Origin of the sequence: Kothea flammea, assembly GCF_052161645.1 — a bacterium.
GTDB lineage: Bacteria > Planctomycetota > Planctomycetia > Pirellulales > Pirellulaceae > Laterigemmans.
On sequence record NZ_CP197414.1, the window covers coordinates 381,505 to 406,805 of the forward strand.

Here is a 25,301-nt window from a genome sequence, read left to right on the forward strand (position 1 = left end):
ATACCTAAGCAAGTTTCCTATAGGCTTCACAATGAAGAAAGAATTATCTGTTTGGCTGATGCTGTCGGTCGCAGTCCTGTTGGGCAGTGTTTCGGCAACCGCTATCGGCGGCTGTGAAAGTAATGAGACCAGCGATTTGCAAGAGCTCGATCCAGCGCTGCTGGAATCGGGTTCTACTGAGACGGAAGAACCGGCTCCGGACGAGCCAGTCGCTGAAGAACCGGCTCCGGAAGAGGGTGATAATGCTGGGTTAACTGCCGGGCAGAGTCAATTTGTCACCACCGATGTGCGACATCGCGATGAAGTTGAAGGTGTGATCAACGCTGGTGGTGACTGGCCTCAATGGGGCGGCACTTCGCTGCGAAATAATACGCCCAACGTGAAAGATTTGCCTGAGTCTTGGAATGTTGGCAAATTCGACCGTCGCACCGGCGAGTGGGACAGCTCGAAAGCTGAGAACATTAAATGGATCGCCGACTTGGGTAGCCAGACATACGGTAATCCGGTAATCGCTGACGGCCGCGTTTACGTCGGCACGAATAACGGCGCAGGTCACCTGGCCCGCTATCCCAACCAAACGGACTTGGGGTGCTTGCTCTGTTTCGATGAAGAGACTGGCGAACTGTTGTGGCAGCACAGCAGTGAAAAATTAATCACCGGTCGCGTTCACGACTGGCCGCTGCAAGGTATTTGTTGTGCTCCGTTGATCGAAGGCGAACGTTTGTGGTTTGTCACCAGCCGCGGCGAAGTCCGTTGCCTTGATACCAAAGGTTATTACGACGGCGTTGACGATGGCGAGGTTAAGAATGAAGTGGGGCGCGTGTTGGACATTGCGGTGCCCAGCAAGCCAAACACTGATGATGAAGATACGTTGGCTGCCTTTGAAGCGGAGATGAAAGCCTATCAGGCGGCGCTCGCGGGCTTGGACGAAGGTGAGTTGACCGAAGGCGTCAAGCAGCAGCTGGCCGAACGTGGCTTTGTCATCGAGGGCGGCGTCAAAGTGAATGCAGTCACGGCTGGCAAAAAGTGGTCCGTGACCGCCATGGTTGACGGCGTCGAGCGAAAGATGAATGTGATGGTCGCCGGTCCGCGGATCAGTTTCTTTAAAATCATTACGCCAGCCGACAAGCAAGAAGCCGACACCCTGTGGGTGTTCAACATGATGGATTCGTTGGGTGTCAGCCAACACAACATGGCTTCCTGCTCGGTTACCAGCTACGGAGATCTGTTGTTCGTCAATACCAGCAACGGACTTGACGAAACTCACATCAACCTGCCCGCACCAGACGCCCCCAGTTTTATCTGCATGGACAAAAATACCGGCGAGGTGCTGTGGACCAACGCCGCACCCGGTACCAATATCCTGCATGGTCAGTGGTCCAGCCCGGCTGTCGCTGAATTGGGTGGCGTACCGCAAGCTCTCTTTGCTGGTGGTGACGGCTGGTTGTATAGCTTCCGCGCCGATCGTGGAACCGATGGCAAGCCAGAACTGTTGTGGAAGTTTGACTGTAATCCAAAAGAATCGAAGTGGATTCTGGGTGGAGCGGGAACGCGAAATAATTTGATCGCTACTCCCACGATTTACGATGACTTGGTTTACATCGCGGTGGGCCAGGACCCTGAGCACGGAGAAGGTATCGGTCACTTGTGGTGCATCGATCCGACTAAGCGTGGTGATGTTAGCCCGCAATTGGCTGTCAAGCTTGTCAGCGGAGATCGTCAACCGATCGAGCACAAACGAATTCAGGCGGTGGAACCGGAGCAGGGTGATGCGGCCATTGATAACCCAAATTCGGCTGTTGTCTGGCATTATTCGATTTTGGATCAAAATGGCGACGGCGAAATTGACTTCGAAGAAGAGATGCACCGCAGTTGCGGCACCTGTACGATCCAAGACGGTTTGCTGTATCTTGCCGACTTCTCCGGCTTGGTGCACTGCCTAGATGCGAAGGGGTCCCCCGATGGCAAGCCGATTGTGCACTTCACCTATGACATGCTGGCACAATCCTGGGGGAGCGCTTTGATTGCCGACGGCAAAGTCTACGTGGGCGATGAAGACGGAGATGTCTCGGTGTTTGAATTGGGTGCTGAGAATAACGAGCCACTTGAGGAGATCAACATGGGGTCCAGCGTATACAGTACCCCGGTTGCCGCAAATGGCACACTATATATCAGCACCAAGGACAAGTTGTTTGCTATCGCTCAAGAGTGAGCGAGTTGCTATCAGGAAAGAGTTTGATGCCAAAGACGGTTATAGATTGTGGTAATTGTGGCCCAGATCATGTCGCCATCAAGCGGCTGATCGAAGGCCATTTCGACGCCATTGTGGTGCAAACCGATGGTGCCGACGATACCTTGGCTTGCGCCGCTCGCCAGTCGGTGGATCTGATATGCGTTAATCGCAAGCTTGATTGCGATTACAGCGACGGGATGGAGGTCATTCGTCAACTGAGAGCCAATCCAGCCACTGCTGAAATTCCGCTGATGTTGATCACGAATTACGAGGAACATCAACAGGAAGCGATGCGGGCTGGGGCGGTTCGTGGTTTTGGCAAGTTATCACTGGCTGACCCCGCCACGCGTGACTTGCTGACTCCTTTCCTGAGTGTGACTGATAATGTTTCGTAAATTGTTGTTGGCAAAGATCCATGGAGCCACCGTTACGGGGGCCGACTTGGAATATGAGGGTAGCCTCACCTTGCCTCCAGAATTGCTGGAGGCAAGCGGGATCGTGCCGTACGAGTCGTTACATGTTTGGAATGTGACTCGCGGTAGCCGACTTGAGACCTACGCCATCGCTGGTCGTAGTGGCTCTGCCGATATCTGTGCTAATGGGGCTGCAGCCCACTTGATCTACCCTGGTGACCGCGTCATCGTTGCCGCCTATGGTTTTTTCCCAGCGGATGAAGTGGCTCAACATCAGCCGCGGGTGCTCTTCGTGGACGCCCAGAATCAACTGGTGAGAACGGGGAGCGAAGTTGCGGGCCCCGAGCGGCGCTCGCAGCAAGCGGATCAGTCGGACGCAGTGGCTCAAGTTTCCCAGCTCTGATCGTTCAACAGTCGATTAATGTTCTCAACATAAGCGGGGATCGCTGTGGCCAATCATGGTTGGTTTTTTATTGTTGCCGTGGCGATTGGCTTGCTCACAGGTGCGCTGCTGGGGGCTCAGCCGAGTGCGAATGGATTTCTCGGTCGGCATGTGGCTCATCCGTTACAAGCTTCCACGATTTCGTTTGCTTCGGGCACCGCACTGCTAGTGTTGGTGACCTTGGCGATGGGGCATTTTCCTCCCAAGTTTACTGTCCCCGTGTCGAGTCTTCCTTGGTGGGCCTGGATCGGTGGTGCCATTGGCACGGTGATGGTCACCAGCTCTTTGTTTTTCGTCCCTAAGATTGGCTCCCTGGTCTGGTTCGCGGTGGTGATTACCGGGCAGATCGTGGCCGCGCTGATTTTGGATCACTTTGGCTGGTTGGGAAATCCCAAGCAAGCTCCCAGCCCGCTGCGGCTGATTGGTGCCTCCCTTTTAGTCTTGGGAATCGTCTGTATTACCTACTCGCGGGAGCCGGCTGTGGTAAAACAGTTGGGTGTGAGTGCTGGTGATGACGGGCAGCCAGCGACCAGCTCCGAGGCTCAAGACGCGGTCCAACAGTTGGCAGAGCACTTGGCTGAGGAGTCCTAACCTGCGGCTGTTCACGGGGATCATCAACGATGATGCGAGCAAAATTCGATTGTGCCGGGATTACCGATGTGGGTCGCTCGCGGTCGAAGAACCAAGATCATTTTCTGATCGCCAATCTTAAAAAATCAATGCTCGTCGAATCGACCAGCTTGCCACTGGCGGATCATCCGAGGCTCTACGGCGGATCGATGGGGCGTCTGATGATGGTTGCCGACGGTATGGGGGGACATGCCGCGGGTGAACGTGCCAGCACGTTGGCAATCGATTACTTGGTCGATCGCTTGCTCAACAGTATGCACTGGTTCTTTAATTTAGATCGCGACCCGGAAGATGATTTCCTGGGCGACCTGCAAAAATTATTACAGTCGGCCCACAGGCGTATTATCGATGAGGGCTTGTTGCATCACGAACAAAAAGGGATGGGAACCACATTGACCATGGCCTACGTGATTTGGCCTCGAATGTACGTGGTTCACGCGGGAGATTCCCGCTGCTATTTGTTTCGCCGCGGGGTCGCCGAGCGACTGACAATTGACCACACGCTGGCTCGCCAGCTGGTCGACGCCGGCGGGATGACCGCCGAAGAAGAATCCACCAGTCGCTGGAGCAACGTGCTCTGGAACGTCTTGGGGGGCGGTAACGGTGAGCTGACGGCCGAGGTGCGACGCGTTGATCTCATTCCCGGTGATTCGATTTTGCTCTGCTCGGATGGTCTCTATCGGTACTTTTCCGACGAAGAATTAAGCGAGCGAATCAGTTCCGGTAGCAATGCCCAAGCGATTTGTCGTAACTTAATCTGTGAGGCCAATGAACGGGGCGGTAATGACAATATTACCGCCGTCGTTGGTTTGTTTGGCTTGGAGAACGACAGAGCAGACCAAACCATGGTGGAAGCCGAGGTGCCAATGCGGCAACTGCTGCATGTCCAAAATCTAAACGATGATGACGATCTGCTATCCAAAGAGCACGACACGCTGCCCGGTTGAGAGATCAGCCGATTCTAGCCACCAAGTCGTTTTGGCTTGCCGATCCCGTGCATCTTGCCTTCCGCGTTTTCCTCAGCCGTGATGCCTAGGATGATGTCAAAGGTGGTGGCCAGTTCGCCGATCTTGGAATTTTCGAGCGGGCTGAAATCGCATAACACTGTGTCGCGAGCTTGTTGGTCAAGTCGTCGCAAAACTCCATCGCGAGAATTTTCGGGATGGCCTTTCACATATAACTGCGTGGTCAACACACGCTTGCCATGCATGCTGATCCCGACGTGAATGTGTGGCGTGCGACCAGGGTAGGGCACCGGCTTGATCGTGCGGAAATAATACTGCCCCTTTGAATCGGTAAGGAAACGTCCATATCCCTGGAAGTTCTTGTCTTGATTCGCACGATTCGTGTTGTCGCCGGTGTGAATGTAGACGGCACTGTTGTCGACTTGCCAAATCTCAATGAACGCGTTGCGAATCGGGTTGCCTTTTAAGTCCAAAACGCGTCCACTCAGATGAGTAATCTCGCCGACCGCCGGTGTGATCGAGTCGTTGATCACGAGCAGGTCATTATCCGTGTCGAGCGGCAATTTGTTGGGATAAAATGGCCCTTCGGTCTGGCTGGCAGTTTGGATCCACTCCGCGAACAATCCAGGAGTCACGAAGGCGGTAGCTCCCAACGCCATTCCGCCTCGAATCATTTCTCGTCGACCGACGGCCAAGTTTGATCTAAACATTTGTCTTTCCATGGGGTTGATTAATGGCTGCTTCGCGATCTCAGTCACCTGACTTCGCCGTTGGCTGACTGGTCCGCCATTTTCCTAGCGGCGCGTGTTTCCAGCAAATGCATTATATCTAATCCGTTCAAACTCGGCAGGTTGGCGAAAAGTTTCTCGGTTTTTTTGGAAATTGCGGAAAATGAGGCCAGCTTCGGTGACTTTACGATAACCAATCGGAAAACCTCGCTGCACCACACACGCCCACCGATGGCTTCTGACATCGAGCCTCGCCGCCAGCCGAATTTGTGTTTGCCAGAGCTTTTCAGCATGCACCCCAAACTCCTGCAAGAACTATTCGAGCTGCTCAGCGGGCCGTTGGTGCTGTACGCGCGGGGTTGGTGTGACTATCCGGATGATGCGGTGCAAGAAGCTTTTATTGATCTCGCGAATTGCTCTTCAGTTCCCAAATCACCGCACGCCTGGCTCTACACAACCACGCGTCGCAAAGCCCAAAACATCGCTCGATCGGAACATCGGCGTCGTGAACACCAGCGGCGTGCCGGGGAACAAGCGGACCACTGGTTTCGAGATTCCAGCTTATCATCGGATTGGTTGCCAGAGGATGTTACCACCGCCTTGCAACAGTTAAGCAGTGATCAGCGCGAAGTGGTCGTCGCTCGCGTTTGGGGCGAGTTGAGCTTCGAGCAACTGGCCGAAGTCCTTGATTGTTCGCTTAGCTCGGCGCATCGACGTTACTCGGCCGCGCTGAAACAGCTGGAATCGCTATTGTCGAGAGACGCTCGGCAGACGCAACCAACAAACAATTCCATTCAACGCTCCAATCCCAATAATCCAACGCATCGCTAGAGGCTCCTCGTGAACCCATCAGAAAAACCTGAAGACCATTTGAGTGCCCTCGAGGGCCGCTTGCGTCAGCTCACTCCCCGAGATGCGAATTTCAAATTGACAGGTGCGGCACCGGTAGTGAATTCCGGTTCGTCTGTCGTTGCCTGCCTTCCCGTTCGACCAGCAGCCTGGCCGGCGACGCGCTTGTTAATGCATTGGTCGCTCGGAGCGGCGGTTGGGGCCATCCTAACCTTGGCAATCACGCAAGATAGTCTTGAGAGCCGAAGAGTTTCTTCGTCAAAGATCGACCTGGCTGGAAACGAAAGTGCACCGACAGTCGCTGCTGTTCAGCCCACACCGGAGCTTGCTGAGGAGTTCACCCGGGGCTCATTCAATGCTCAACCCATTCGTGGTCCACTTCGCACACCCCTGCAGACAATTTTGCTTGATCAAGACGCGGTGCTCTCGCCGCTCGCGCTAATGATCGAAACGCGGAATGGCCAGGCCTTTGATTTTTTCGCTTTTCCATCTACGGGGAATCATCGCGGAGTCACCAATCGCAATCGAAATGGCGACCCGTGGGGAACTAACCGCAGTGCCGCGCCACCATCTGGCACCATCGAGCGAGCGATGCCCAGCGACGAATTGCCAGTCCCCACCCCTACCAATCAACACCAACTTCGCCGGGAGTTGCTTGATGTCTATGGAGTCAGGACTCAATGATCATGTCACGAGCTAGTAAACGAATCTCACACCAATGGCACCTGGAGTCAAATATAATGTGTACATGTTATCGGGTTTCATTATTTATAGTCGCCGCACTACTCGGCCTGGCAATCCATCTCGGTGATGAAAACCGAGCACTGGGAGAGGATGCATTGCCCACCTTCCAGCCTCCCCAGGGTGAGCGACTTTCGCAAGAAGGTGCCTGGGAGTCTTGGCGTGTCGATGGGCTCACGCTGAGTCGCCGCGTCATTCAACTGGCTCCCAAATCTGAAGCTCAGCCCGCCTTGTCAACACAGTTGATTCCTAATCGCTTTCAGCGGAAGGAGGGTAACGCCGCAGTCCATTACCTGCAAGCGATGGGATTTTTGGAGCAATCATTCAGTTTGAAACGAAAGCTGGAATTTGAGCTGGAAAACTCCGAGCGTGCCCGAGCGGAAGGGGTATCAGTGATGGAGCTGCCACCGCACGTCTGGAGAGAAACTCGCCCGCAAGATTTGCCGATTGAGGAGGTGCAACAGTATTTAGCGCACACGTCTTTTCAGCCGCACTACCTGGCTCTTGCCGCACAATATCGTCAGTGCGACTTCAATCGTGATATTCGCGAAGTTGAAGATCCTGTCGGTTTCTTGCTCCCGGAGGTGCAATCGATGCGAGGATTGGCTCGCCTGCAGTCTTTGCGATTCCTGTTGGCAATGGCCGAAGATCGTCCCCATGATGCCGTCGCAATCTTTGGGCAGCAACTAGCAATGGCTGCCCACTTATCGGATGATCCGTTCGTTGTTTCCGCACTGGTTGGGCTTGCTTGCGCTAACATCGGCTGGGCGGATGCATTTTACCTCTGTGAACATCCTGAAGCTCCCAATCTTTACTGGGCTATCGCTACGCTCCCCAGTCCACTGGTGGACTTGAGTTTGGCGATGTCTTATGAGCGAGAGTTGCTATTCGAACAGTTCAAGCCTCTTCGCGACGTCGACCTGACTCCTCGTTCTGCTCTCTATTGGAGTCGCTTTGTCGATGACTCCTTTGATTTTATGAATGAATATCAAACGAGTACGGGAATCGGGTCTGAGCGAACGGAAGCGGAATGGACATTAATAATCGCCGCTGGATATCCTGGCGCGAAGCGTTACCTGCATGAAATTGAAGAAATTGAAATTGCGGATTTGGATAGTTTGCCGAACACTCAAGTATTTTTCTTAGCTGTGAAAGAGTTTTATGAACGGCAACGTGATGAGTTGTTTAAATTGACGGCCTTGCCGGCATGGAAACGTGCCGAGTTCGGTCAGCGAGCCAATGAAGACCTAAAAAAAGATACGCGGGAATTCGGCTTTCTTGTTCAATATAGCGATTTTTTCTTACCAGCGGTTCAAGCTGCCATGTCGGCACAGACTCGTTCCCAACAGGCGCTTGCCCTGCTGCAGACGGTCGAAGCCATTCGGCATCATTTGGCAATGAACGACAATGCACTTCCTAAAACGTTGGATCAACTTGAGTTGCCTGCACCGCTTGATCCTGGAACGGGAAAGCCATTTTCATACCAACGGCACGACCAAGGTGCCACTTTAACTGGTAGTCCCCATCCTGGTTTTCAGTATCAATTTGAGCTGCGGGTCAATTAACGAGCCGTCTTCACGAAATCATGTCTTCATATCGCTAAGCTGTTTTTAGTTGGGACTTTGTCCGCCAGGAGTTTCTCATGATGTCCAACAATCCATCGGTATTGAATAATGTGAGTCTTCTAATGCATGGTAGTGGGTTGGTTCGCGGTAGGTGTTTTGGCAGCTTGCAGCTGGCGATCTGCTTGCTGATAAGCTTCTTCGCAGCCAGTTCGTCGAAGGCTGAGGAGATATTTCAGCAAAGTTTGAATGGCACGACAGTGGTGATGATGAAAGTGGATTCGGCTGCAGCCGTGATACCGGATTCGCTGCAGGGCAGCATCGACCAGCCTGTAAATGCTGTCATTAAGTCGTTTTTGCAACGCATTCAGCCCGAGCTGGAGAAATTTCGCCAGCAGATGCGTGGAGAAACCGCTTTTTTCGCAGTCGACATGCCTCTCGGCCCAGCGGTCAAAGCGCGCTTGCTTAGCTCCAACCAAATACCCCAGGCTCAGTTGGTATCAGTGGCGGAGATGGTATGGCCATTGGAAATTGGCTCCGCGATCACGTCTGGTAAATGGATCACGGTACCGTTAGCGGATACAGTAGATACGTTAGCAACCGATGCGATTGATCCCAAATTATTCCCGGTCGATTTTGATCTGTGGCAGGCCGCATGGGAGACATCCGCGGATTTCCCCTTGCAAATCGTACTCGTTCCGCCTGCATATTTCCGCAAGACCTTTGCGGAGCTGCAGCCAAGTCTGCCAGCCGCCTTTGGTGGTGGTTCAACCGCACCACTCGTCACCGGATTCCACTGGTTGTCGATCGGTGTCAATCCCCGAAACCAAACCGCTAAGGTTGTGCTGCAGACGGATTCGTCGCAGACGGCTGAGGAAATGCGTGAGTATGTTCCCGTCGTATTGACCTCTATTTTTGATTCTCAGCTGGATCTAGCTGGCCATAAAGATTGGGCCGTCGTCGTAGGATTACTTGAACCAGTTGTTGTGGGTGACCAAATTACCTTTTCGTTAGAGAACCCTCAGCAAACCGAATCGCTGCTGCAGACTATCATGACGGCCGCAGTGGCAACCGCCAAACCACTCGCTCAGTCAACAACATATAGCAAGCTCAGGCAATTATTATTAGCCATGCTTAACCATGAGAGCGCCTTCGGTAGGCTACCTGGATACCATGGGTTGCAACCAGGCGACAAGCCCAGTGGTTTGAGTTGGCGCGTCCACATTTTGCCATTTATTGGATACGAAGAGCTTTGGAAGAACTTCAAATTGGATGAGCCCTGGGACAGTCCGCACAACATTCAATTGCTCGATCAAATGCCTGAAATCTATCAACCGGTAATGCCGTTTGGGTCGAGCGAAGTAGTCAAAGCAAATCATACTACCTATGTCTCGCCAGTGGGTGAGAGGACGATCTTTGGGCGGGATCGGACGATTGGCTTTGAGCATGTTATTGATGGCATTAGCAATACAATCGCTATCGTGGAGTTGGGGGTAGAGCATGCGATTCCATGGACATCGAACGAGGAGTATCGTTATTCGCCCGCCGAGCCGGCGGCCAAGCTGCGGAGCGTTGGTGGTCGCGTGACTGTGGGGTGGATGGATGCTAGCGTCAGCGGCGTTCGTGATGACGAACCGGCCGCTGTGTGGAATGGACTATTTACGATTGATGGGAAAGAAATGGTTAGTCCGAAGCATCTCCCATAAAGTCACCAAGCAAAACGAAATTAGCCGGAAAGCGTTAGCGTTCGGTTCCGCGGAACGGTGAGCCAGCGCTCAACGGCTGATATAGCCGAAAGAGTTATGCCGAGGTGCTTAGCTGTCTTGAAACTCGAATCGGCGAGGACGGATAGGTGGACAGAATGACTATTTACTTGGCTACGGTCAGTTCATAGTCATATGTTGGTCCCATCCAGCCCTCGATCATGGCTTGCCGTAGGTTTGCGCCGGACTCGGTCAATTCATATTCGAATGGCTGTTCGGTGAAGGGGTCGTTGGGGGCCGTTAATTCCAGCGACTCCAAGCTCGCCGGGAAATTTCCGTCATGTTTGTTGGTGTAATCTCGCAAGGCTTCGATGGTCTGCAGGAACTTGACGCGTCGCTCGAAGTTTCGACAAGCCAAGATGCCCTGAGGCAATATGATTGGCAGCGGACTTTGTTTGGCCCCTGTCTTTTCCAGCAAATTTGCGTTTCTCGCTTCCACTTTGAGTTTTGCCGCGATGACCTCCTTGGGCTTTTGATGCGCCAGGGGCTCCACGTGTGCCCGAAAGCTGCAGTATTCTAAATAGAGCCAACGCATGATGCGCTCTTCGGTTGACATGCTGGCGATGTCTTCTTCGGTAAAGTTCAGTTTCTCTAGTAGATCCGTTTTCGCTAGCTGCTCAAGTTTATTCTTCAGCGTTTCGGCTTCCTGCTTAGTATATTGTTGGCCCATCCATTCATTGGCGATTTCACTAAACTCATTGGCGATATCCAGCCAAGCGTCGCTGCCGATAGCTGGCAAGGGTTCATCGACGCGCGTTGGTGCTGCCCATAGTTCCCAACGCACTGTTTCGCCTAGGTCCTGCAGGGTAGGGGGCAGCACGGCCAACGACCAATAGAGGTTTGGGGAGTCATCGCGTTGCATGGCCAGTTCGAGACTGTCAAAACCTGAGTTTGCCAAGCTCATTCCAATCAACTGGCAGACAAGAACCGGTGTTGCCGCGCCGTGTTTGCCGCATGCGATCTGCGCTCGGATGCCCTGTAAGGCTTGCTCTATTTCGTTGGTGGCCATCCGTTGTTTGATCCAGGCGGTCATTCCGTGTCCAACCAGTTGACGTTGTGATTGCATGTCCGGAAGTAGCACACCGTAGGGTCGTTCGCTGTACAGTGGATACTCCCAATCCGCAAAGCTCATCGAGCCTGCGCGGATGATTTCTCTGGCGAGGCCATCATACCACAGCTCATTCAGTTTGGGGTCGGAAATTTCCAGCTCAGCGTATTCGTGGAGTCGCGGGTAAGTAGACGTCATGAATGAGTTTCGCTCATAAGTGATCCTGAGCAGGACCGGAACCGCGTTACCTGTCTCTTGTTGATCTTCGCTTGGGAGTAACCGAAAAAAAGGCGTGTTTGTAGTTGCCGATTGTGGTGTCAGTTGTAGTTGTTTTTTCACTACTTGATCGGATTGAGCTGCTAGCGGGCCGGCCGTCGCCAGCAACCCGATTAGCAAAGTGAAAGCACTTTTGATTTGATTTGAATACCGCATTGCTAAACGTCTCCTTGAATGAGTAAATGGTAGTCGCTCGGTCGTAGAATCTTGTTGCTTTGGTTTGGCACTGTGGGGATGGACTCGGCAGTTGTCGCCGGCAGACCTGTCAATTGTATTTGCCAGGGGGAAGCGCTAAGAACACTGGGTTGCGCCGTGTTATCGGCTTGTTGTTGGGCGAGCAAGCTATCCTGCTCCTGCTTATAAAGTTGGGCGGGCGGTAAGGTTGTTTCTACGGGAACTGGAGTTTTAATTTGTGCGGTTTTGCCCGCGTTGGGTGTTTGCGTTGTTGGGAACAGTTGTCGTCCTATCAGCATGCAGACGATGGTTGCCGCAGCTAATCCGAGACATTGCCAGCGTTTGATGGTGGCGTGTGACTGGCGATTGGCGGTCGCCATGCCAGCAGCGTAGCCGCACTGATAGAGCAGTTCGCCGCTGTGGTAGATTGGTTTGCCCAGCCGTTGTTGTTGCAGAAATTGCCCGAAATCATCTGCGGGAGGGGCGGGCATTTGATTGCTTTTGGAAGCCCAGTTACTTTGCGGCGTCATCTTGTCTAGATTTGATAAGGGATGTTTCCCGGGTGGATGGTTGTTGCTCGTCATTATTTAACTCCAGGTAGACTTGTTTCAGCTTGGCGATGCCCGTTTGATAGGCTCGCCAAACGGTTGCTTTCGGCTCGTTAAATAGTACAGACAGTTGTTCAAAAGAGAGTTCTCCCCAGACGCGAGCGATCACGATTTCTCGCTCGCGGTCTCCGAGTCTGGTCAGCAAATCTCGCAACTCAAACTCGCCGGCAGGTTCTGTTCGTTCGGCCTGCTGGGGCTGACTTGCCGAGGCGTTGATCTGACGTTGTTTGCGACGGTGAGTTGCTAGTCGCGAATTGCTAGCCAGTCGTTTGACGACCGTGAAGAGCCATGCCACGCAGTTATCGGGGACTGGCTCTTCTGCGGCGAGTTTGATGAAAGCGGCTTGGACAACGTCCTCAGGATCTTCGCAAGCCCGATCAGCCCAAGCGACGAGCACTGGCCAAAGGCGATTGAGGGTATCGTTCAATGCTTTGGGTTCGATCGGCATGGGTACTGCTGAGGTGAAATGACCTGCTTGCAATCGGCTCAGTATCGGGCCGAGCTGCATTAGCGTTTGGAATCACTCAGTCGCGTGAGTGACCTAATCTGGCAAAGTCGACAGCCCGACGCGACTTGAGTGCATTTACTGGTTTGTCGCACTCAATTTGTAGAACCTACGACCTCATTCCCAGCCTTTGTCACCCAGGCATGGATTATCTTCCTGTCGGTATCGTTGTGCAATGAACGAACAGATCCGTCGGCGAATGCGGCGTTAACACCTGAATTATGGAAACTGTAAAGCCCACGCACATTTGTCTCGTTAATACCGTTCGGTTCGTAAAGGGCATTACTCCAAAATAGGCCGCTTATCGCCCAGGCTGTTTGCGAAGTTGTTCCAGCCTCGGGGTCGTATGGTTGGTCGGGTCGATCTGCAAAATAAGCATCGGGTCGACCAGCAATCTCGGAAATTGCAATTGTGTTTGAAAGTCCATCGGTGACATCCGCAAATCGCGTTCGATAGACGCCGTCGTATTCTTCGCCCTCCGAAGCACCGTATTGTGGCAGTCCCCAGACTCCGAGATGAATCCTGTTGTAGAGCTGTGAATCCGGTAGACTTGCCGACTCAACTGTAAGCAGGCCTGCTATGCACTGGTAGTCCGTTCGTGCGGCCGATCCGACACGATTGAAGGTTTTCCATTCATAAACGTCAGGCAAGTTCGGTGTGTAATTGCTGGTAGAAGGGCAAATAAAGGTAGGTGGCGACGAATTGACAACATCCTGATTTGAAGGTGCGGTAGCCGGACGTGTAAAGTCAATTTTTTCAAACAGTTGATTCTGCTCGAGGTATGGAAGCAGTACAGTTTGCCAGGAATGAAAATGATATTCGTCGATTTGCTGGCTTGGGAATGGCACAAACGTTCCATTGTACAGATTGGGAAATTGCCCATTGGCATTGTGGAAGGAATGCACTGCAAGTATTGACTGTTTTAGATTGTTCTTGCAGGACAACACTCGAATGCTCTCTCTGGCGTACATCACAGCTGGAAGTAAGATCGAAATTAAGATTCCGATGATCGTAATCACGACCAGCAACTCAATGAGCGTAAAGCCTTTGCGCGCGAGAAGCATGAGATGCACCGGTTTTTCTGGTCGACGAACGTTAGTCCTTTATCATCATGACAGCGCAGGCGTCGTGACTGTTTCAGGGGGAGCTTCTTTTGGGAAATTAGCGATGCCAGATCCAGGGGCGCACATGTTGTTCCGTCCAATGTGTCAGCTCTCGAGTCTTTCGAGCGTGGTATCTGTCAGCTCGGATTCGGCAGCCAAACAAGTAGTGTTATTGCGTGCACAAGCTATTTTTTATGACTCTTCTGGCAGGGGGTTGAAAATGCGATGTCATATTGCTAATATTCGGGCGTACAGTTCCAGTTGTTTCCACTTTCTGGAGGGTTTGTCATGCCTCGCAAGGCTCGGTCCGTCGTCTACGATCCCACTCAGCACGGCGTCTACCACTGTTTCAACCGTACCACTCGCAGAAGCTATCTCCACGGCGTTGACCCGCTCACTGGAGTCGACCACTCACACCGCAGAGAATGGTTTCGTGCGAGGATGAAGTTTCTAATTGAAACATTCTGCTTAGATTTACTTTCCTATGCAATAATGCCAAATCATTGGCACTGCGTGATCAGGAACCGACCCGACTTGGTCGAGCAGCTTTCCGATCGCCAAGTCGCCATCCGATGGCTGTCGATCACCTCGAGGAAACCGACTCGAGGGAACAAAGGCGGGAAAATTCGGGAGTGTGAAATCGATGCCATCCTCAGCGAGCCCGAATATGTAAAGGCACTCAGGGTACGGCTTTCCGACATCTCTTGGTTCGTCAAGCTGATGTGTCAGACCGTGGCTCGCAAGTGTAACATTGAAGACGAGTGTACAGGTCACTTCTTCGAAGAACGTTTTAAGCTGAATGCGCTCGAAGAGCAAGAGCATGTATTGGCCTGCATGGCTTACGTTGATCTCAATCCGCTGAAAGCTCACCTTGTCGATTCGCTTGACGATCCCAGCGCCATGGTTTCGATTCGCGAGCGGCTGGAGACGCTTGATGGGAGTGCAGTGGATACGTCGGATTGGCTTTCGCCGATTGAATTGCTTGGGGAAGCGGACGGTTTGCCGGTGGCGGTCGTCAATGATTTGACGCTGGAAGAAGTGCAGGAGCGTCGTCGGCAGATGGAAAAGGACTTGGGTTGTGTGCCGATGACGTTTGCATCGTACGTGAATTTGTTGTGGCAATTGGCGATCCAGGCACGCCCCAATTTGCAAAGCCATCCTGCATTAACCGTGGAGCAGATGCGTGAGGTTTGTTGGCGGAGTGGCCAGGCGGTTGATGTGGATGGATTGCGGGAGCAGATCAAAGAATTGCGGCGGCGGAGCAACGCCGACTTGGGCGGTCACGCGTTGATAGCCAGCATGAAGTTTATGGCGGGGAACACGCCGTTGCAAAAAGACCGAGCTGTCGCTGGGCCGTTGGCCCCCAAATAATTCACTGGCAGATCTCGGCCAGCGTCTACCCTCACTGATGCATCCGGCGAAAAAAAGAGTTAGTCGTCGGTTGGGGCTGAAGGTGCGCGCCGATTGAGAAAAATTCGCCGAAAACGGCGTAAAATTGCTCGCCCTCATCCAATCTGCCGCCGCCCAGGACCGCCGCCAGCGCAAAATTCCTGCCGCTGGCCCCACGCGAGCAGATTTAGCGGGACCTGTCCCTGCACATTTGGTGCAGCAGCGGGACCTGTCCCAAGTTGCCACCAGGTTGCCAAACTGGACAGAACCACTGGGACCTGCCCCAACCGACGTCCCCTGTCCCAAGTTAGCTCGTTGCAGTCACACGCAGAGCCCAGCTAGAAATCTAGCTTGCCTTTGTTGTAACGCAAAAACGGCCCAATTAGTGGACTTGTGAACACAATTTTGTGGTTTGGCTTAGGCCACGTGGAGGCTAATTGTGGTTGCCCCGAACCCTTGATCGACAAGCCGCAAACGAGATGTTTCATGCTGGGAAACGTCAAGCTTGCAAGAATTTCCAGCAATATTGGGGCACTCGCGCAAGATTTTGACCGCTAGTTCAGTCTTGGTAGTAGCACTTGAATTAACACACCCGAGCAACGGGCTCATGAGACCAAACCACGAACCAACCCGAGCCAGCCTCATTCTGCGACTTCAAGACGCAGAAGATATGGCGGCTTGGGAAGAATTTGCGGCCATATATGCACCTGTCGTTTTCAACGTTGCCACGAGCCGCGGGTTTCAGGCAGCGGACGCCGAAAATTTAGTCCAAGAGGTGTTCATGGCGATCGCAGCGTCAGTTTCCAAATGGCTGCAACGTGACGACCGGGGTGGTTTTCGCGCTTGGCTACTGCGAATTGCTCGCAATGCGGCTATCGACATGATCACACAAAAGGCGACTCGCAGTTTGGGGCACGATGGTAGCGAAGTCGGCAACCACTTGGCGAACGTACCAGCACCATCCGCGCTACCCAGTGCTCTGGATTTAGAGTACGAACGAATGGTTTTCCAGTGGGCCTCGAAGCGCGTTCGCGAATCCGTGGCGGAGCACACGTGGCAGGCGTTTTGGTTGACTAGTATCGAGGGTTTGTCCGTCGAAGCTGCTGCGGCCCAGCTTGATACTCGCCCCGGCAATATCTACTTCGCCCGCAGTCGCGTCATGGCACGGATCAAGGAACTTGTTCAACAACACCAGGACCAATGATGGCGAAGGACCAACTTGCATGTGATGACGCCGCGCTGGTTTCACTGCTCCTGCAAGACACGTTGTCAGAACCTAGCGAGGAACTACTAGGTCACGTCGAAACGTGTTCGCGTTGCCAATCGCGGATCAGTGCACTAGCGGGATCGCCGGCAATGTGGCTCGGTGTGAAAGCGGCGATCTCGCAAACATCTGATTTGGCTTCTCAACTTCACCTGACGCCAAACGGGCTTGATCCAGCGAGAATTTACTGGGCTGAGTCGATGGCAAAACAATTACTTTCGCCACCAATGCATCCGGAAATGCTTGGACGCATTGGGCGGTACGACGTCGAACGACTAATCGGCTCCGGAGGCATGGGCGTCGTATTGAAAGCTTTTGACACGGAATTGAATCGCCCTGTTGCGATCAAACTGTTGGCTCCGTATTTAGCCAGCAGCGGAGCAGCTCGGCAACGTTTCTCCCGCGAAGCACGCGCTGCCGCTGCGGTCATGCATCCGAACGTGGTACCAATTTACAACGTCGAGACGGAACAAGTGTCGCCGTTTATCGTCATGAAATATGTCTCCGGCGAATCATTACAAGCACGTATCGACCGCGACGGTCAACTCCAACTTCGTGAAATCCTCCGCATCGGTATGCAAGTTGCCGATGGCCTTTCAGCTGCGCATCTACAGGGGCTGGTCCACCGCGACATTAAACCGTCGAACATCTTGCTCGAAGAAGAAGTGGACCGCGCGTTAATTAGCGACTTTGGACTGGCTCGAGCCGCGGATGATGCCAGACTGACTCGAACGGGCTTCCACCCCGGTACCCCACAATACATGTCGCCAGAGCAAGCGTCTGGCCAAGCCGTTGATGCTCGCAGTGATCTTTTTAGCCTCGGAAGCATGCTGTACACGATGTGCACAGGGCGGCCACCGTTCAGGGCGGAAAACAGTCTCAGCGTGATGCGGCGGATTACAGACAGCGAGCCGACGCCGATTCGCGAAATCAATCCGGATATCCCTGAATGGCTCACTCGTATCGTCCTCAGGCTGATGTGCAAGGACAAGACAGATCGTCTGCAGTCAGCGCTCCAAGTACATGAGTTGTTGGAAGCCTATCTGAGCCATGTTCAAGCTCCTCAAACGAATCCACTCCCGCTGGTCCCCGCCTATTTGGGCTCAACCTCCAAAAACGCGCTTCATCCTTGGTTAAGAGGCAAAATTGGCATGAAAATCACTTTCGCAGGGTGCTGTCTGCTAGCGGGTTCATTATTGCAGACTGCTATTCAGACTTTCATCGCACAGCCGGCAATGCAGCAGAACGTGATGCTGGCAACGCCTGAGTCTGGAGGGCAAGAATCGGAACAAAGAGGCCAGGAGGATACTGCTAAACCTACGGTTGACGCCGATCGAATGCTATTTGACATGACTATCAATGGTAAACACGGCTTCATTGACCAAACTGGCAATATTGTCATTCCACCCAGCTATGAACAGGTTTATCCATTCAGCGATGGGCTCGCGGCAGTGCAGATTGCTGGGCGATGGGGTTTCATCAACGGCCAAAATCAGATTGTCATTTCACCACAGTACATTCAAGTTGGGCTATTCTCCGATGGTCTCGCACCGGTGAAACTGTACCGTTTCAACGATCGCTGGGGTTTCATTGACACCGCAGGAAATATGGTCATTCAACCACGGTTCGACTACACCGAGAGTTTTCACGACGGTATCGCAAGGGTGGGAATGGTGAGTCCCAAAGGCCTCTTGCTAAGCATGATCGCTGATATTGGACCTGAACTTAGCTACCACTATATTGATTCGAACGGCAAAGAAGTATCCAAGCCTCCTCCAGAACACTACGCCACCGGCGAGCCAAAAGAGCTGATCCCATTTCGCAGTGGAGAGCTAGTGGGATACGTCAATGCAAAAGGCGATGTAGTTATTGAACCTCAATTCAAAATCGGGCAAAAATTCTCTGACGGATTAGCAGGTGTCCGCCAGGACCGCCTACTAGGCTATATCAACCGCGAAGGCGAATTTGTCATCCCACCAACTTTTCAATACGGCAACGAATTTTCCGAAGGCCTCGCTGGTGTGCAGCTTGACGGAAATAAGTGGGGCTTCATTGACAAGAATGGTAAGGTCGCCATTCCAGCAGCCTACGATTGGATTTACCGCGGGTTCCGCCAAGGAATCGCAAAAGTCACCGTCGCGGGAAGAATCGGCTATGTCAACAAGAACGGGGAGTGGGTGTGGTGAAAGTAGACTCTAATCCCTACAAAGCTACTTCGAAATTACCAATCCCAGCTTCGAAAGTTGCCGCAGCATCGTACCCTGGCAGAGCCATTCTTGGTTCGTTGCTTGTCATGCTGCCCTGGCCGATGTTAGCAATTGGTGCATGTTTGAGCTGGTCGCTACTTGACACCATCAGCGAGTCCGTCCTGGTGTTTGGAGGAATTACCATGCTGTTCCTCCTGCCGCTTGGATTCTTTGTGAGTTCAGAATGGATTTTCGGCGTTCTGATCGGTTGTGTTTGGTTTTTCGTTCTTTTGCTTCCGCTCTGGTTTGGAAAAAAACCAAAACAACAAAAATTCGGGATTACGGTAGTCTACTGCTGTCAGTCGGTGTTCTCTGCTATCCAAGCAGGGCTCGGGTTCCTAATGATCCTAGGAAAGCAAGCCTAACCATATTGTTTATCAAGCATCACCTTCCAGCCCGTGGTTCGCTGCCACCGGAGGTAAACTGGGAGTTACCTTGGGCCTGGTGACAGCACCACGGTTAAACGGGCAACTGTACTGAGTCAGCTGAAACTGTTTTTTCATCTGAGCGAGTTTTGCTGTAGTCCAATGGAGGACTCGACGATGACACGATCCAGGAGAAATTTCTCCGCTCAGGAGAAAATTGCCGTTGTGAAGCGAAACCTTCAGTAAATCGCGCAATGTACGCCCCGGTTGTGCTCTTTGATACGATGGGGGCAACGGAAGACGCATCGCCCCATGAAACATAGCGTAGCGGGGGCGATACGAATGGGCCTAAAAGCGGAAACCACCACCAATACCGGTAAAGAAATCATCGCTGTCTTGGTTCAAGCCGACACCCAGGCGAAAATCCAACACAAGATCGTCGGTGACGTAGTGATCGAGGCCCGCATTGACTACTGAAACGGTAAACTCGTCTTCCAGCCCATCGGAAAATAGGCCGTACCATTCGGCGTACAACGTATTTTTGTCGCTCAACTCGAGTCCTAGTGCGACTGATTGCGATAGCACGTTGAAGTTTTCCTGCGTGGGTTCATCGGGCAAGATACCAAATTCACCGAAACCGCGAGTCCCAAATCCGGTCGAGCCAGCGAGCGTTATGTGCTCATAGAGGGTCCACTGATATATGTAGTCGACGCTGAATTCCACACGATTGGTTGTGAATGCCTCTCCGCCCGTCGGCGCTAAGCCGCGAAGTTCGACCGCGCTGGTGGGCAAAAGGGAATGGTCGCATTCTCGGGTCATCTGCAGTTTCAGAGAAAAACGCATGTCTTCAGCGCCAATGCGATCTTGTTTATCTTCGACAAATACCCAGGTGTGATTCAGACGAAAACGCATTTCGATGTCTTCACTCAGACCGATGCGGATCAGGGTTTCGGGTAGTGTGTGGGCTGTTTCTCGTTCGGAACCTGTCTCCTTGAAAAAGAAAGAATAACCTGCTTCGACCTGAGTGATTCCCCGTCCGACCGTGGTCGCCGACTGCGTGAAATCGTGCCGCTCAGTCTCAATCCTCTCCTCAAACGGTTGACGCTGCGCCTCACGTGGTTTGGTAAAATCATCCAAGAATTCAATGCCCAGCGGACCAGCGGACTTTACCTCGTCACCATACACAAGTGTGATGAACGCCAACATGAAAATTGTCACCAGCATCCTTGCCAACATCTTGAACTCCCTGCACCCGATGATCCCTGTTTGCAGCCGATGCCACGCTCTGACCATTCTGTTTTGAATCACAACAGAATGGTTATCGGTTAGCGAGTTACGAGACACCAGCTGCGGTTGACGCACTACTCGCCCAATTTGGAAAATAAAACAAGTCGTATGTGTCGTTCCGAATGTATCACGTTTCATGGCCATATTTTGGACATGACCACAAGACGTGTGACTGAGCCGCCGATTCATCGTTGAGAGGAGCATCGCGTAGATTCGTCGTTGCCGAGGGGGCTTAAACATGAGGGCCACAACGAGCATTAGGGATCGATTATAGTGGTTCGCGGAATCGATCCAATCACGCCCCTGGGGTAAGCTGGCCGCAGCAAAGCCAGCTAACCGCGAGGGGGCGTTCGCCGGTTTCCGGTGTCGCTCTCAGTCCTCGAAAACAACACCTTTCCCAATGAAATCTGCAATCATGATGGTGAAAGCTCTACGCGAGTCCCTCCGTTCCGGCTTAGCTTGCTTGGCCTTACTGCCGATTGGCTTTGCCTCTAGCACGCCGGCTGAAGCAGTTGAGCGGCCCAATATTTTGTTCCTTTTTTCGGATGACCACGCCGTTAAAGCCCTCTCTGCTTACAACGGCCCACTGGCGAAGGTCGCCCCGACTCCAAATATCGACCGCCTCGCACGCGAGGGAGCTGTTTTCACCAACTCGTTTTGCGCCAATTCGATCTGTGGCCCGTCACGAGCAACCATTTTGACGGGTAAACACAGCCATAAAAATGGATTCATGCGGAACGGTAATGATTTTGATCCTAACCAATGGACCGTCGCGGGCGGGCTCAAGCAGGCCGGATACCAAACTGCCGTTATTGGTAAGTGGCACCTCCGTTCGAATCCAAAGCATTTCGATTATTGGGAGGTGCTGCCCGGGCAGGGTAATTACTACAACCCTATTTTTATTCAGCAAAACGGAACGCATCAGCGGTTTGAGGGGTACGTAACCGACTTGACCACAGACAAAGCGGTTGCTTGGCTCGATAACCGTGATAAATCCAAACCCTTTTTTCTGATGTGTCAGCATAAAGCGCCGCACCGCACATTTTCTCCAGCCCTGCGACACCTCGGTGCTTTTGACGGCATTGAAATTCCAGAGCCAGATACGCTGTTCGACACTTACGCGAACCGCAGTCGTACGCTGGCCAACAATGAAATGGAAATTGATCGCCATTTTGATTGGGCTTACGACGTCAAAATTCGGAAAGACGAAAGGGGGGACGTTACGCTGCCCGCCCCGGATCGTTACGGCACTCCTGAGTACAACCGCATGACGGACGATCAAAAACGCGCCTGGGATGCTCATTTTGGCCCCAGAAACCAGCGCTTTCTTCAAGCTTTTGCGGCTGGCAAGCTTAGTGACCAAGAAGTGGTGCGATGGAAGTACCAGCGTTATATGCGCAATTATTTGAGCACGGTCAAAGCTGTTGATGAAAGCGTGGGACGCATGCTTCAGTATTTAGACGAGCATGGTCTGACGGAGAATACGATCGTGATCTACTCGTCGGATCAAGGCTTCTTCCTGGGCGAACATGGTTGGTACGACAAACGATGGATGTTTGAAGAGTCGTTCCGCATGCCGTTCTTAGCCCGCTGGCCCGGCGTCATTCAGCCCGGCTCTCGGCCTGAGGAACTAATCCAAAACATTGACTATGCTCCCACTTTTTTAGAAATCGCCCAAGCAGAAATCCCGGTCGAGATTCAAGGCCGATCGCTGGTGCCACTGTTTCGCGGAACGTCAGAAAATTGGCGCGGATCCCTCTACTACGCTTACTACGAACTTGGTGAGCATGCCGTCCCTCAGCATTTCGGTGTCCGCACCAAGCAGCACAAGTTGATCTACTTTCCGCTAACCGATGAATGGAATTTATTTGATCTAGCGATTGATCCAAATGAAATGCGGAGCGTACACGCGCACCCTGACTATCAGGAAGTTCGCGAATCGCTGATTGCTGAGTTTTTGCGCCTCCGCGAACATTACGCGGCGCCTCCTTTTCCAACTGCCAACTAAAAGAGTTTTGTTCCAACGCAAAGCCAGACCCCAGCGCGTTGTGGCTGATTCTGGTTTATTCAATGGGTGTGCTCCACGCGCCAACAAGACTATTGCCCGCTCCAATAACATGAATGCACTTAAGAATGCACGGTCGTGTTATCCAAAGGTTCAACTGGTATCCCGTGAAATCGGCAGAGAGTCTTGGGGAGTTTTCAACGCTCGTAGAAATGTCACGTCGAGAGGGAAGGCTTGAGTGTCTTTTGATTCTGCTCGACACGAGCCAATCCGAACCAAATCTTCATCATTTGTTGCTTTCCGACATTACGCCTAACGGTTAGTCTTTCAGAGCTCGATTTGCCCCTACAAAACTTTTGGGGTTGCGAATTTAACTGTGCCGCAAAATGCATTGAAGCCAATTGCGTAGAAATTCTTACACTCCGCTAACCAATGATTTCAGTCATATGACCCGCTGTCGATCAATGGTCACCTGTGCCGTTCTAGTCGCTTGTTCACTCGCTCGCACCGCTGCCTGCCAGGAATCGGATGCCGGGCGAACTCCGAATCTGAGCCATCAGCGACACCGACACCACCATAACGCGCCGCATCCGACAGCCAATCCTACCGACGCACGGTTCTACACGACGCGATCAAGTGACGTGGTGCTGCCGCTACCGGAGGAAAAGGATGCGTTTGTGTTTGCCGTTTTTGGCGACCGCACCGGAGGCCCAGCAGAGGGCGTTGACGTCCTGGCCGACGCCGTCCGCGATGTGAACCTTATCGAGCCCGACTTGGTGATGACAGTTGGCGATTTGATCAACGGCTATAACCGCCGCCCGGAGTGGCTCGTGCAGATGCGCGAGTTCAAAACGATCATGAGTGAGTTGCTGTGCCCTTGGTTTCCAGTCGCAGGAAATCACGATGTGTACTGGCGACCGATGGATGATCCGGCTATGCCCGCCTCGCAGCACGACGAGGACTATGAAATGCATTTCGGGCCGCTGTGGTATTCGTTCCAGCATAAAAACTGCAATTTCATCGTGTTGTATTCGGACGAGGGAAATCCAGAGACCGGTGAAAAGAACTTTAGCAAGCCGGAGTCACAGGAGATCAGCGACGAACAACTCGCATTCTTAAAGGAGGCTTTGCAGCGTGGCAAAGACAACGACCATCAGTTCTTGTTCTTGCACCACCCGCGTTGGCTCGGTGGAGGATACGGTGAAGACTGGAACAAACGCGTTCATCCATTATTGAAAGAGACAGGTAATGTGACCGCCGTGTTTGCCGGGCACATTCACTATATGCGGTACGATCCCCAAGACGGCATCGAGTATGTCACGTTGGCTACTGTCGGGGGTGGGCAATCGGCAACGTTGCCCGATGCTGGGTATTTGCATCAGTACCATTTAGTGACGGTCCGACCACAGCAAGTGGCGATGGCGGCGTTCCCGGTCGGCGGAGCAATCAACGTGAGGGAGGTCACCGCGGAGTTGCAGTCGCAAATGAAGCAATTGGCTTCCCAGGGAGTGCGGCTCGAACAGCGGATTCCGGTCGCCGACGGGAAACCTCAAGCGACAACAATTGCCGCCGTTATTTCCAATCCGACCGCAGCGGATGTCGACTATACGCTGACTCCGACCAGCCCCGATAGTCGCTGGCGAGTGCGACCGGACCACGTTCATGGACGCATAGCAGCGGGAAGCAAAGAGACGGTCCAATTTGAGATCGACTATCTGGGGCCACAGATCGACGAGTCATTCAGGGCGTTGGAGTTTGTCTTAGCGCAAGACTATCTAACAAAGACCGCTCGCTATGCCGTACCCGAGTCCCGCACATTGGCGGAGTTTGATATCGACATGGATCCAAGCTTGCCGGCCGGTCCCAACATGGCATTGGCTTTGGATGGCCGAGACGACGCGATCGCTCTTGAATCTTCACGGCTTGATCTGCCCGAGGGGCCGTTCACGATGGAGGCTTGGTTCAAAGCGGCCAGCTATAGCGAGCGAGTTGGTTTGTTGGCCAAGACGCAGGGTAGTGAGTTCAGCATCTTTTTGTCTGCTGGGGTGCCGTCATGCAGCGTGCACTTGGATGGGAAGTATCGCAGTGTGAATTCGGGTATGCAGATTCCCAGCGGTGTCTGGACGCATGTGGCCTTGGTGCAAAGCGCATCAGCGGTTCAATTGTTTGTCAATGGAAAGCTGGCTGGAGCGACCGAGATTGAGCCAGCATGGCAGAGGACGTCGAATAACCTGCCCTTGTTCATCGGAGCCGACCCCGATGGTAGTGGAGCGCCGATGTCTTACTTCCACGGTTTGATCGATGAATTTCGTTTGAGTCAGGGAGCGCGATACAACGGCGAGTTCGAGCCGCAGCGACGCTTGGCAGCCGATGCAGCGACGTTGGTGCTATTCAATTTTGATGCCATGCTGGGCCCATTTCATTTGGATTCCGGCCAGCGTCGCATGCATGTCACTCCACGTGGCGGGGCAAGTTTGGTTGAGGTCGCGCCATAGAAACACGATTGAGTTCAGTCGCCGGAGCCCCGATCGGGTGCTGGGACCCTTAAAGGGAATTTGACTTTTGCAAGTGGCTTTCTAACGCGACATTTTGTCGCAATCCTCCTATCATGAAAGCATGGGTCGATACCCAGTGTCACGAAGACACGGTTAGTCTCGAACTTTCAGTATGGAGCTGTGAAATGGTTACTTTCAATGGTCCGAGCC

General features: G+C 52.9%; 21 protein-coding genes. 15 read left to right on the forward strand and 6 right to left on the reverse strand.

Going from position 1 to position 25,301, the window contains the following annotated elements:
* Positions 1-31: 31 nt before the first annotated feature.
* Genes SH139x_RS01330 through SH139x_RS01350 form a run of 5 tightly spaced genes read left to right on the forward strand, consistent with a single transcriptional unit; the run spans position 32 to position 4,665 of the window.
* The gene (locus SH139x_RS01330) at positions 32-2,212 is read left to right on the forward strand and encodes an outer membrane protein assembly factor BamB family protein (RefSeq protein WP_488353492.1); all 2,181 of its coding nucleotides are present in this window, start codon (positions 32-34) and stop codon (positions 2,210-2,212) included.
* A gap of 26 nt (positions 2,213-2,238) precedes the next feature.
* Complete coding sequence (locus SH139x_RS01335) at positions 2,239-2,628, forward strand: response regulator (protein ID WP_488353493.1); 390 nt, start codon at positions 2,239-2,241, stop codon at positions 2,626-2,628.
* Positions 2,618-3,049, forward strand: a complete 432-nt coding sequence (gene panD / locus SH139x_RS01340) for an aspartate 1-decarboxylase (protein WP_488353494.1) — start codon at positions 2,618-2,620, stop codon at positions 3,047-3,049. Before SH139x_RS01335 ends, panD begins: the two co-directional genes overlap by 11 nt.
* Before the next feature lie 45 nt (positions 3,050-3,094).
* A complete protein-coding gene (locus SH139x_RS01345; RefSeq protein WP_488353495.1) occupies positions 3,095-3,679 on the forward strand; it encodes a DMT family transporter in 585 nt (194 codons plus the stop codon).
* 29 nt (positions 3,680-3,708) lie between these two features.
* Positions 3,709-4,665: a PP2C family protein-serine/threonine phosphatase gene (locus SH139x_RS01350; protein ID WP_488353496.1), complete on the forward strand. Its 957-nt coding sequence runs from the start codon at positions 3,709-3,711 to the stop codon at positions 4,663-4,665.
* Positions 4,666-4,679: 14 nt separating this feature from the next.
* Here SH139x_RS01350 and SH139x_RS01355 read toward each other — a convergent pair whose 3' ends face one another.
* Complete coding sequence (locus SH139x_RS01355) at positions 4,680-5,393, reverse strand: dioxygenase family protein (RefSeq protein ID WP_488353497.1); 714 nt, start codon at positions 5,391-5,393, stop codon at positions 4,680-4,682.
* Between the two features lie 249 nt (positions 5,394-5,642).
* On the opposite strand from SH139x_RS01355, the gene SH139x_RS01360 reads away from it, so the two are divergent.
* From SH139x_RS01360 to SH139x_RS01375, 4 genes are all read left to right on the forward strand, one after another.
* A complete protein-coding gene (locus SH139x_RS01360; RefSeq protein ID WP_488353498.1) occupies positions 5,643-6,242 on the forward strand; it encodes an RNA polymerase sigma factor in 600 nt (199 codons plus the stop codon).
* 9 nt (positions 6,243-6,251) lie between these two features.
* Positions 6,252-6,944 (forward strand): hypothetical protein, encoded by a 693-nt coding sequence (locus tag SH139x_RS01365; protein ID WP_488353499.1) that lies wholly within the window; start codon positions 6,252-6,254, stop codon positions 6,942-6,944.
* 56 nt (positions 6,945-7,000) lie between these two features.
* Complete coding sequence (locus SH139x_RS01370; protein WP_488353500.1) at positions 7,001-8,566, forward strand: hypothetical protein; 1,566 nt, start codon at positions 7,001-7,003, stop codon at positions 8,564-8,566.
* Positions 8,567-8,643: 77 nt separating this feature from the next.
* Positions 8,644-10,269 carry a DUF1559 family PulG-like putative transporter gene (locus SH139x_RS01375; RefSeq protein ID WP_488353501.1) on the forward strand — a complete coding sequence of 542 codons (1,626 nt, stop codon included), beginning with the start codon at positions 8,644-8,646 and terminating at the stop codon, positions 10,267-10,269.
* Positions 10,270-10,432: 163 nt separating this feature from the next.
* Here the strand turns inward: SH139x_RS01375 and SH139x_RS01380 are convergent, their stop codons facing one another.
* From SH139x_RS01380 to SH139x_RS01395, 4 genes are all read right to left on the reverse strand, one after another.
* Positions 10,433-11,572: a hypothetical protein gene (locus SH139x_RS01380; RefSeq protein ID WP_488353502.1), complete on the reverse strand. Its 1,140-nt coding sequence runs from the start codon at positions 11,570-11,572 to the stop codon at positions 10,433-10,435.
* A gap of 236 nt (positions 11,573-11,808) precedes the next feature.
* Entirely contained in the window at positions 11,809-12,315 is a 507-nt protein-coding gene (locus SH139x_RS01385) for a hypothetical protein (protein ID WP_488353503.1), read from the reverse strand.
* A 22-nt stretch (positions 12,316-12,337) separates the two neighbouring features.
* Complete coding sequence (locus tag SH139x_RS01390) at positions 12,338-12,880, reverse strand: RNA polymerase sigma factor (protein ID WP_488353504.1); 543 nt, start codon at positions 12,878-12,880, stop codon at positions 12,338-12,340.
* A 152-nt stretch (positions 12,881-13,032) separates the two neighbouring features.
* Positions 13,033-14,001 (reverse strand): DUF1559 domain-containing protein, encoded by a 969-nt coding sequence (locus SH139x_RS01395; protein WP_488356134.1) that lies wholly within the window; start codon positions 13,999-14,001, stop codon positions 13,033-13,035.
* A 327-nt stretch (positions 14,002-14,328) separates the two neighbouring features.
* Here SH139x_RS01395 and SH139x_RS01400 point away from each other — a divergent pair, with 327 nt between their 5' ends.
* The 4 genes from SH139x_RS01400 to SH139x_RS01415 all read left to right on the forward strand — a co-directional run bounded on the left by SH139x_RS01400 (position 14,329) and on the right by SH139x_RS01415 (position 19,304).
* Positions 14,329-15,411 (forward strand): transposase, encoded by a 1,083-nt coding sequence (locus SH139x_RS01400; protein WP_488353505.1) that lies wholly within the window; start codon positions 14,329-14,331, stop codon positions 15,409-15,411.
* 625 nt (positions 15,412-16,036) lie between these two features.
* Positions 16,037-16,633 (forward strand): RNA polymerase sigma factor, encoded by a 597-nt coding sequence (locus SH139x_RS01405; protein WP_488353506.1) that lies wholly within the window; start codon positions 16,037-16,039, stop codon positions 16,631-16,633.
* A gap of 299 nt (positions 16,634-16,932) precedes the next feature.
* Positions 16,933-18,879 (forward strand): WG repeat-containing protein, encoded by a 1,947-nt coding sequence (locus tag SH139x_RS01410; RefSeq protein ID WP_488356135.1) that lies wholly within the window; start codon positions 16,933-16,935, stop codon positions 18,877-18,879.
* On the forward strand, positions 18,876-19,304 hold the full coding sequence (locus SH139x_RS01415; RefSeq protein ID WP_488353507.1) for a hypothetical protein: 429 nt from the start codon (positions 18,876-18,878) through the stop codon (positions 19,302-19,304). Before SH139x_RS01410 ends, SH139x_RS01415 begins: the two co-directional genes overlap by 4 nt.
* Before the next feature lie 348 nt (positions 19,305-19,652).
* Here the strand turns inward: SH139x_RS01415 and SH139x_RS01420 are convergent, their stop codons facing one another.
* Positions 19,653-20,540, reverse strand: coding sequence for a transporter (locus tag SH139x_RS01420; RefSeq protein WP_488353508.1), 888 nt, complete (start codon positions 20,538-20,540; stop codon positions 19,653-19,655).
* A 451-nt stretch (positions 20,541-20,991) separates the two neighbouring features.
* Here SH139x_RS01420 and SH139x_RS01425 point away from each other — a divergent pair, with 451 nt between their 5' ends.
* Both SH139x_RS01425 and SH139x_RS01430 read left to right on the forward strand, forming a co-directional pair.
* A complete protein-coding gene (locus SH139x_RS01425) occupies positions 20,992-22,599 on the forward strand; it encodes a sulfatase family protein (RefSeq protein WP_488353509.1) in 1,608 nt (535 codons plus the stop codon).
* Between the two features lie 443 nt (positions 22,600-23,042).
* Complete coding sequence (locus SH139x_RS01430; protein ID WP_488353510.1) at positions 23,043-25,091, forward strand: LamG-like jellyroll fold domain-containing protein; 2,049 nt, start codon at positions 23,043-23,045, stop codon at positions 25,089-25,091.
* Positions 25,092-25,301 lie beyond the last annotated feature (210 nt).

Excerpts from the sequence above, each read along its gene's own strand:
- SH139x_RS01400 (WP_488353505.1), top strand. The coding sequence starts at position 14,329 with ATGCCTCGCAAGGCTCGGTCCGTCGTCTACGATCCCACTCAGCACGGC.
- SH139x_RS01360 (WP_488353498.1), top strand. The coding sequence starts at position 5,643 with ATGGCTTCTGACATCGAGCCTCGCCGCCAGCCGAATTTGTGTTTGCCA.
- SH139x_RS01385 (WP_488353503.1), bottom strand. The coding sequence starts at position 12,315 with ATGCCCGCCCCTCCCGCAGATGATTTCGGGCAATTTCTGCAACAACAA.
- panD (WP_488353494.1), top strand. The coding sequence starts at position 2,618 with ATGTTTCGTAAATTGTTGTTGGCAAAGATCCATGGAGCCACCGTTACG.
- SH139x_RS01370 (WP_488353500.1), top strand. The coding sequence starts at position 7,001 with ATGTGTACATGTTATCGGGTTTCATTATTTATAGTCGCCGCACTACTC.
- SH139x_RS01335 (WP_488353493.1), top strand. The coding sequence starts at position 2,239 with ATGCCAAAGACGGTTATAGATTGTGGTAATTGTGGCCCAGATCATGTC.
- SH139x_RS01405 (WP_488353506.1), top strand. The coding sequence starts at position 16,037 with ATGAGACCAAACCACGAACCAACCCGAGCCAGCCTCATTCTGCGACTT.
- SH139x_RS01380 (WP_488353502.1), bottom strand. The coding sequence starts at position 11,572 with ATGACGTCTACTTACCCGCGACTCCACGAATACGCTGAGCTGGAAATT.
- SH139x_RS01425 (WP_488353509.1), top strand. The coding sequence starts at position 20,992 with ATGAAATCTGCAATCATGATGGTGAAAGCTCTACGCGAGTCCCTCCGT.
- SH139x_RS01390 (WP_488353504.1), bottom strand. The coding sequence starts at position 12,880 with ATGCCGATCGAACCCAAAGCATTGAACGATACCCTCAATCGCCTTTGG.
- SH139x_RS01355 (WP_488353497.1), bottom strand. The coding sequence starts at position 5,393 with ATGTTTAGATCAAACTTGGCCGTCGGTCGACGAGAAATGATTCGAGGC.
- SH139x_RS01330 (WP_488353492.1), top strand. The coding sequence starts at position 32 with ATGAAGAAAGAATTATCTGTTTGGCTGATGCTGTCGGTCGCAGTCCTG.
- SH139x_RS01410 (WP_488356135.1), top strand. The coding sequence starts at position 16,933 with ATGCTTGGACGCATTGGGCGGTACGACGTCGAACGACTAATCGGCTCC.
- SH139x_RS01430 (WP_488353510.1), top strand. The coding sequence starts at position 23,043 with ATGACCCGCTGTCGATCAATGGTCACCTGTGCCGTTCTAGTCGCTTGT.
- SH139x_RS01420 (WP_488353508.1), bottom strand. The coding sequence starts at position 20,540 with ATGTTGGCAAGGATGCTGGTGACAATTTTCATGTTGGCGTTCATCACA.
- SH139x_RS01395 (WP_488356134.1), bottom strand. The coding sequence starts at position 14,001 with ATGCTTCTCGCGCGCAAAGGCTTTACGCTCATTGAGTTGCTGGTCGTG.
- SH139x_RS01350 (WP_488353496.1), top strand. The coding sequence starts at position 3,709 with ATGATGCGAGCAAAATTCGATTGTGCCGGGATTACCGATGTGGGTCGC.
- SH139x_RS01375 (WP_488353501.1), top strand. The coding sequence starts at position 8,644 with ATGATGTCCAACAATCCATCGGTATTGAATAATGTGAGTCTTCTAATG.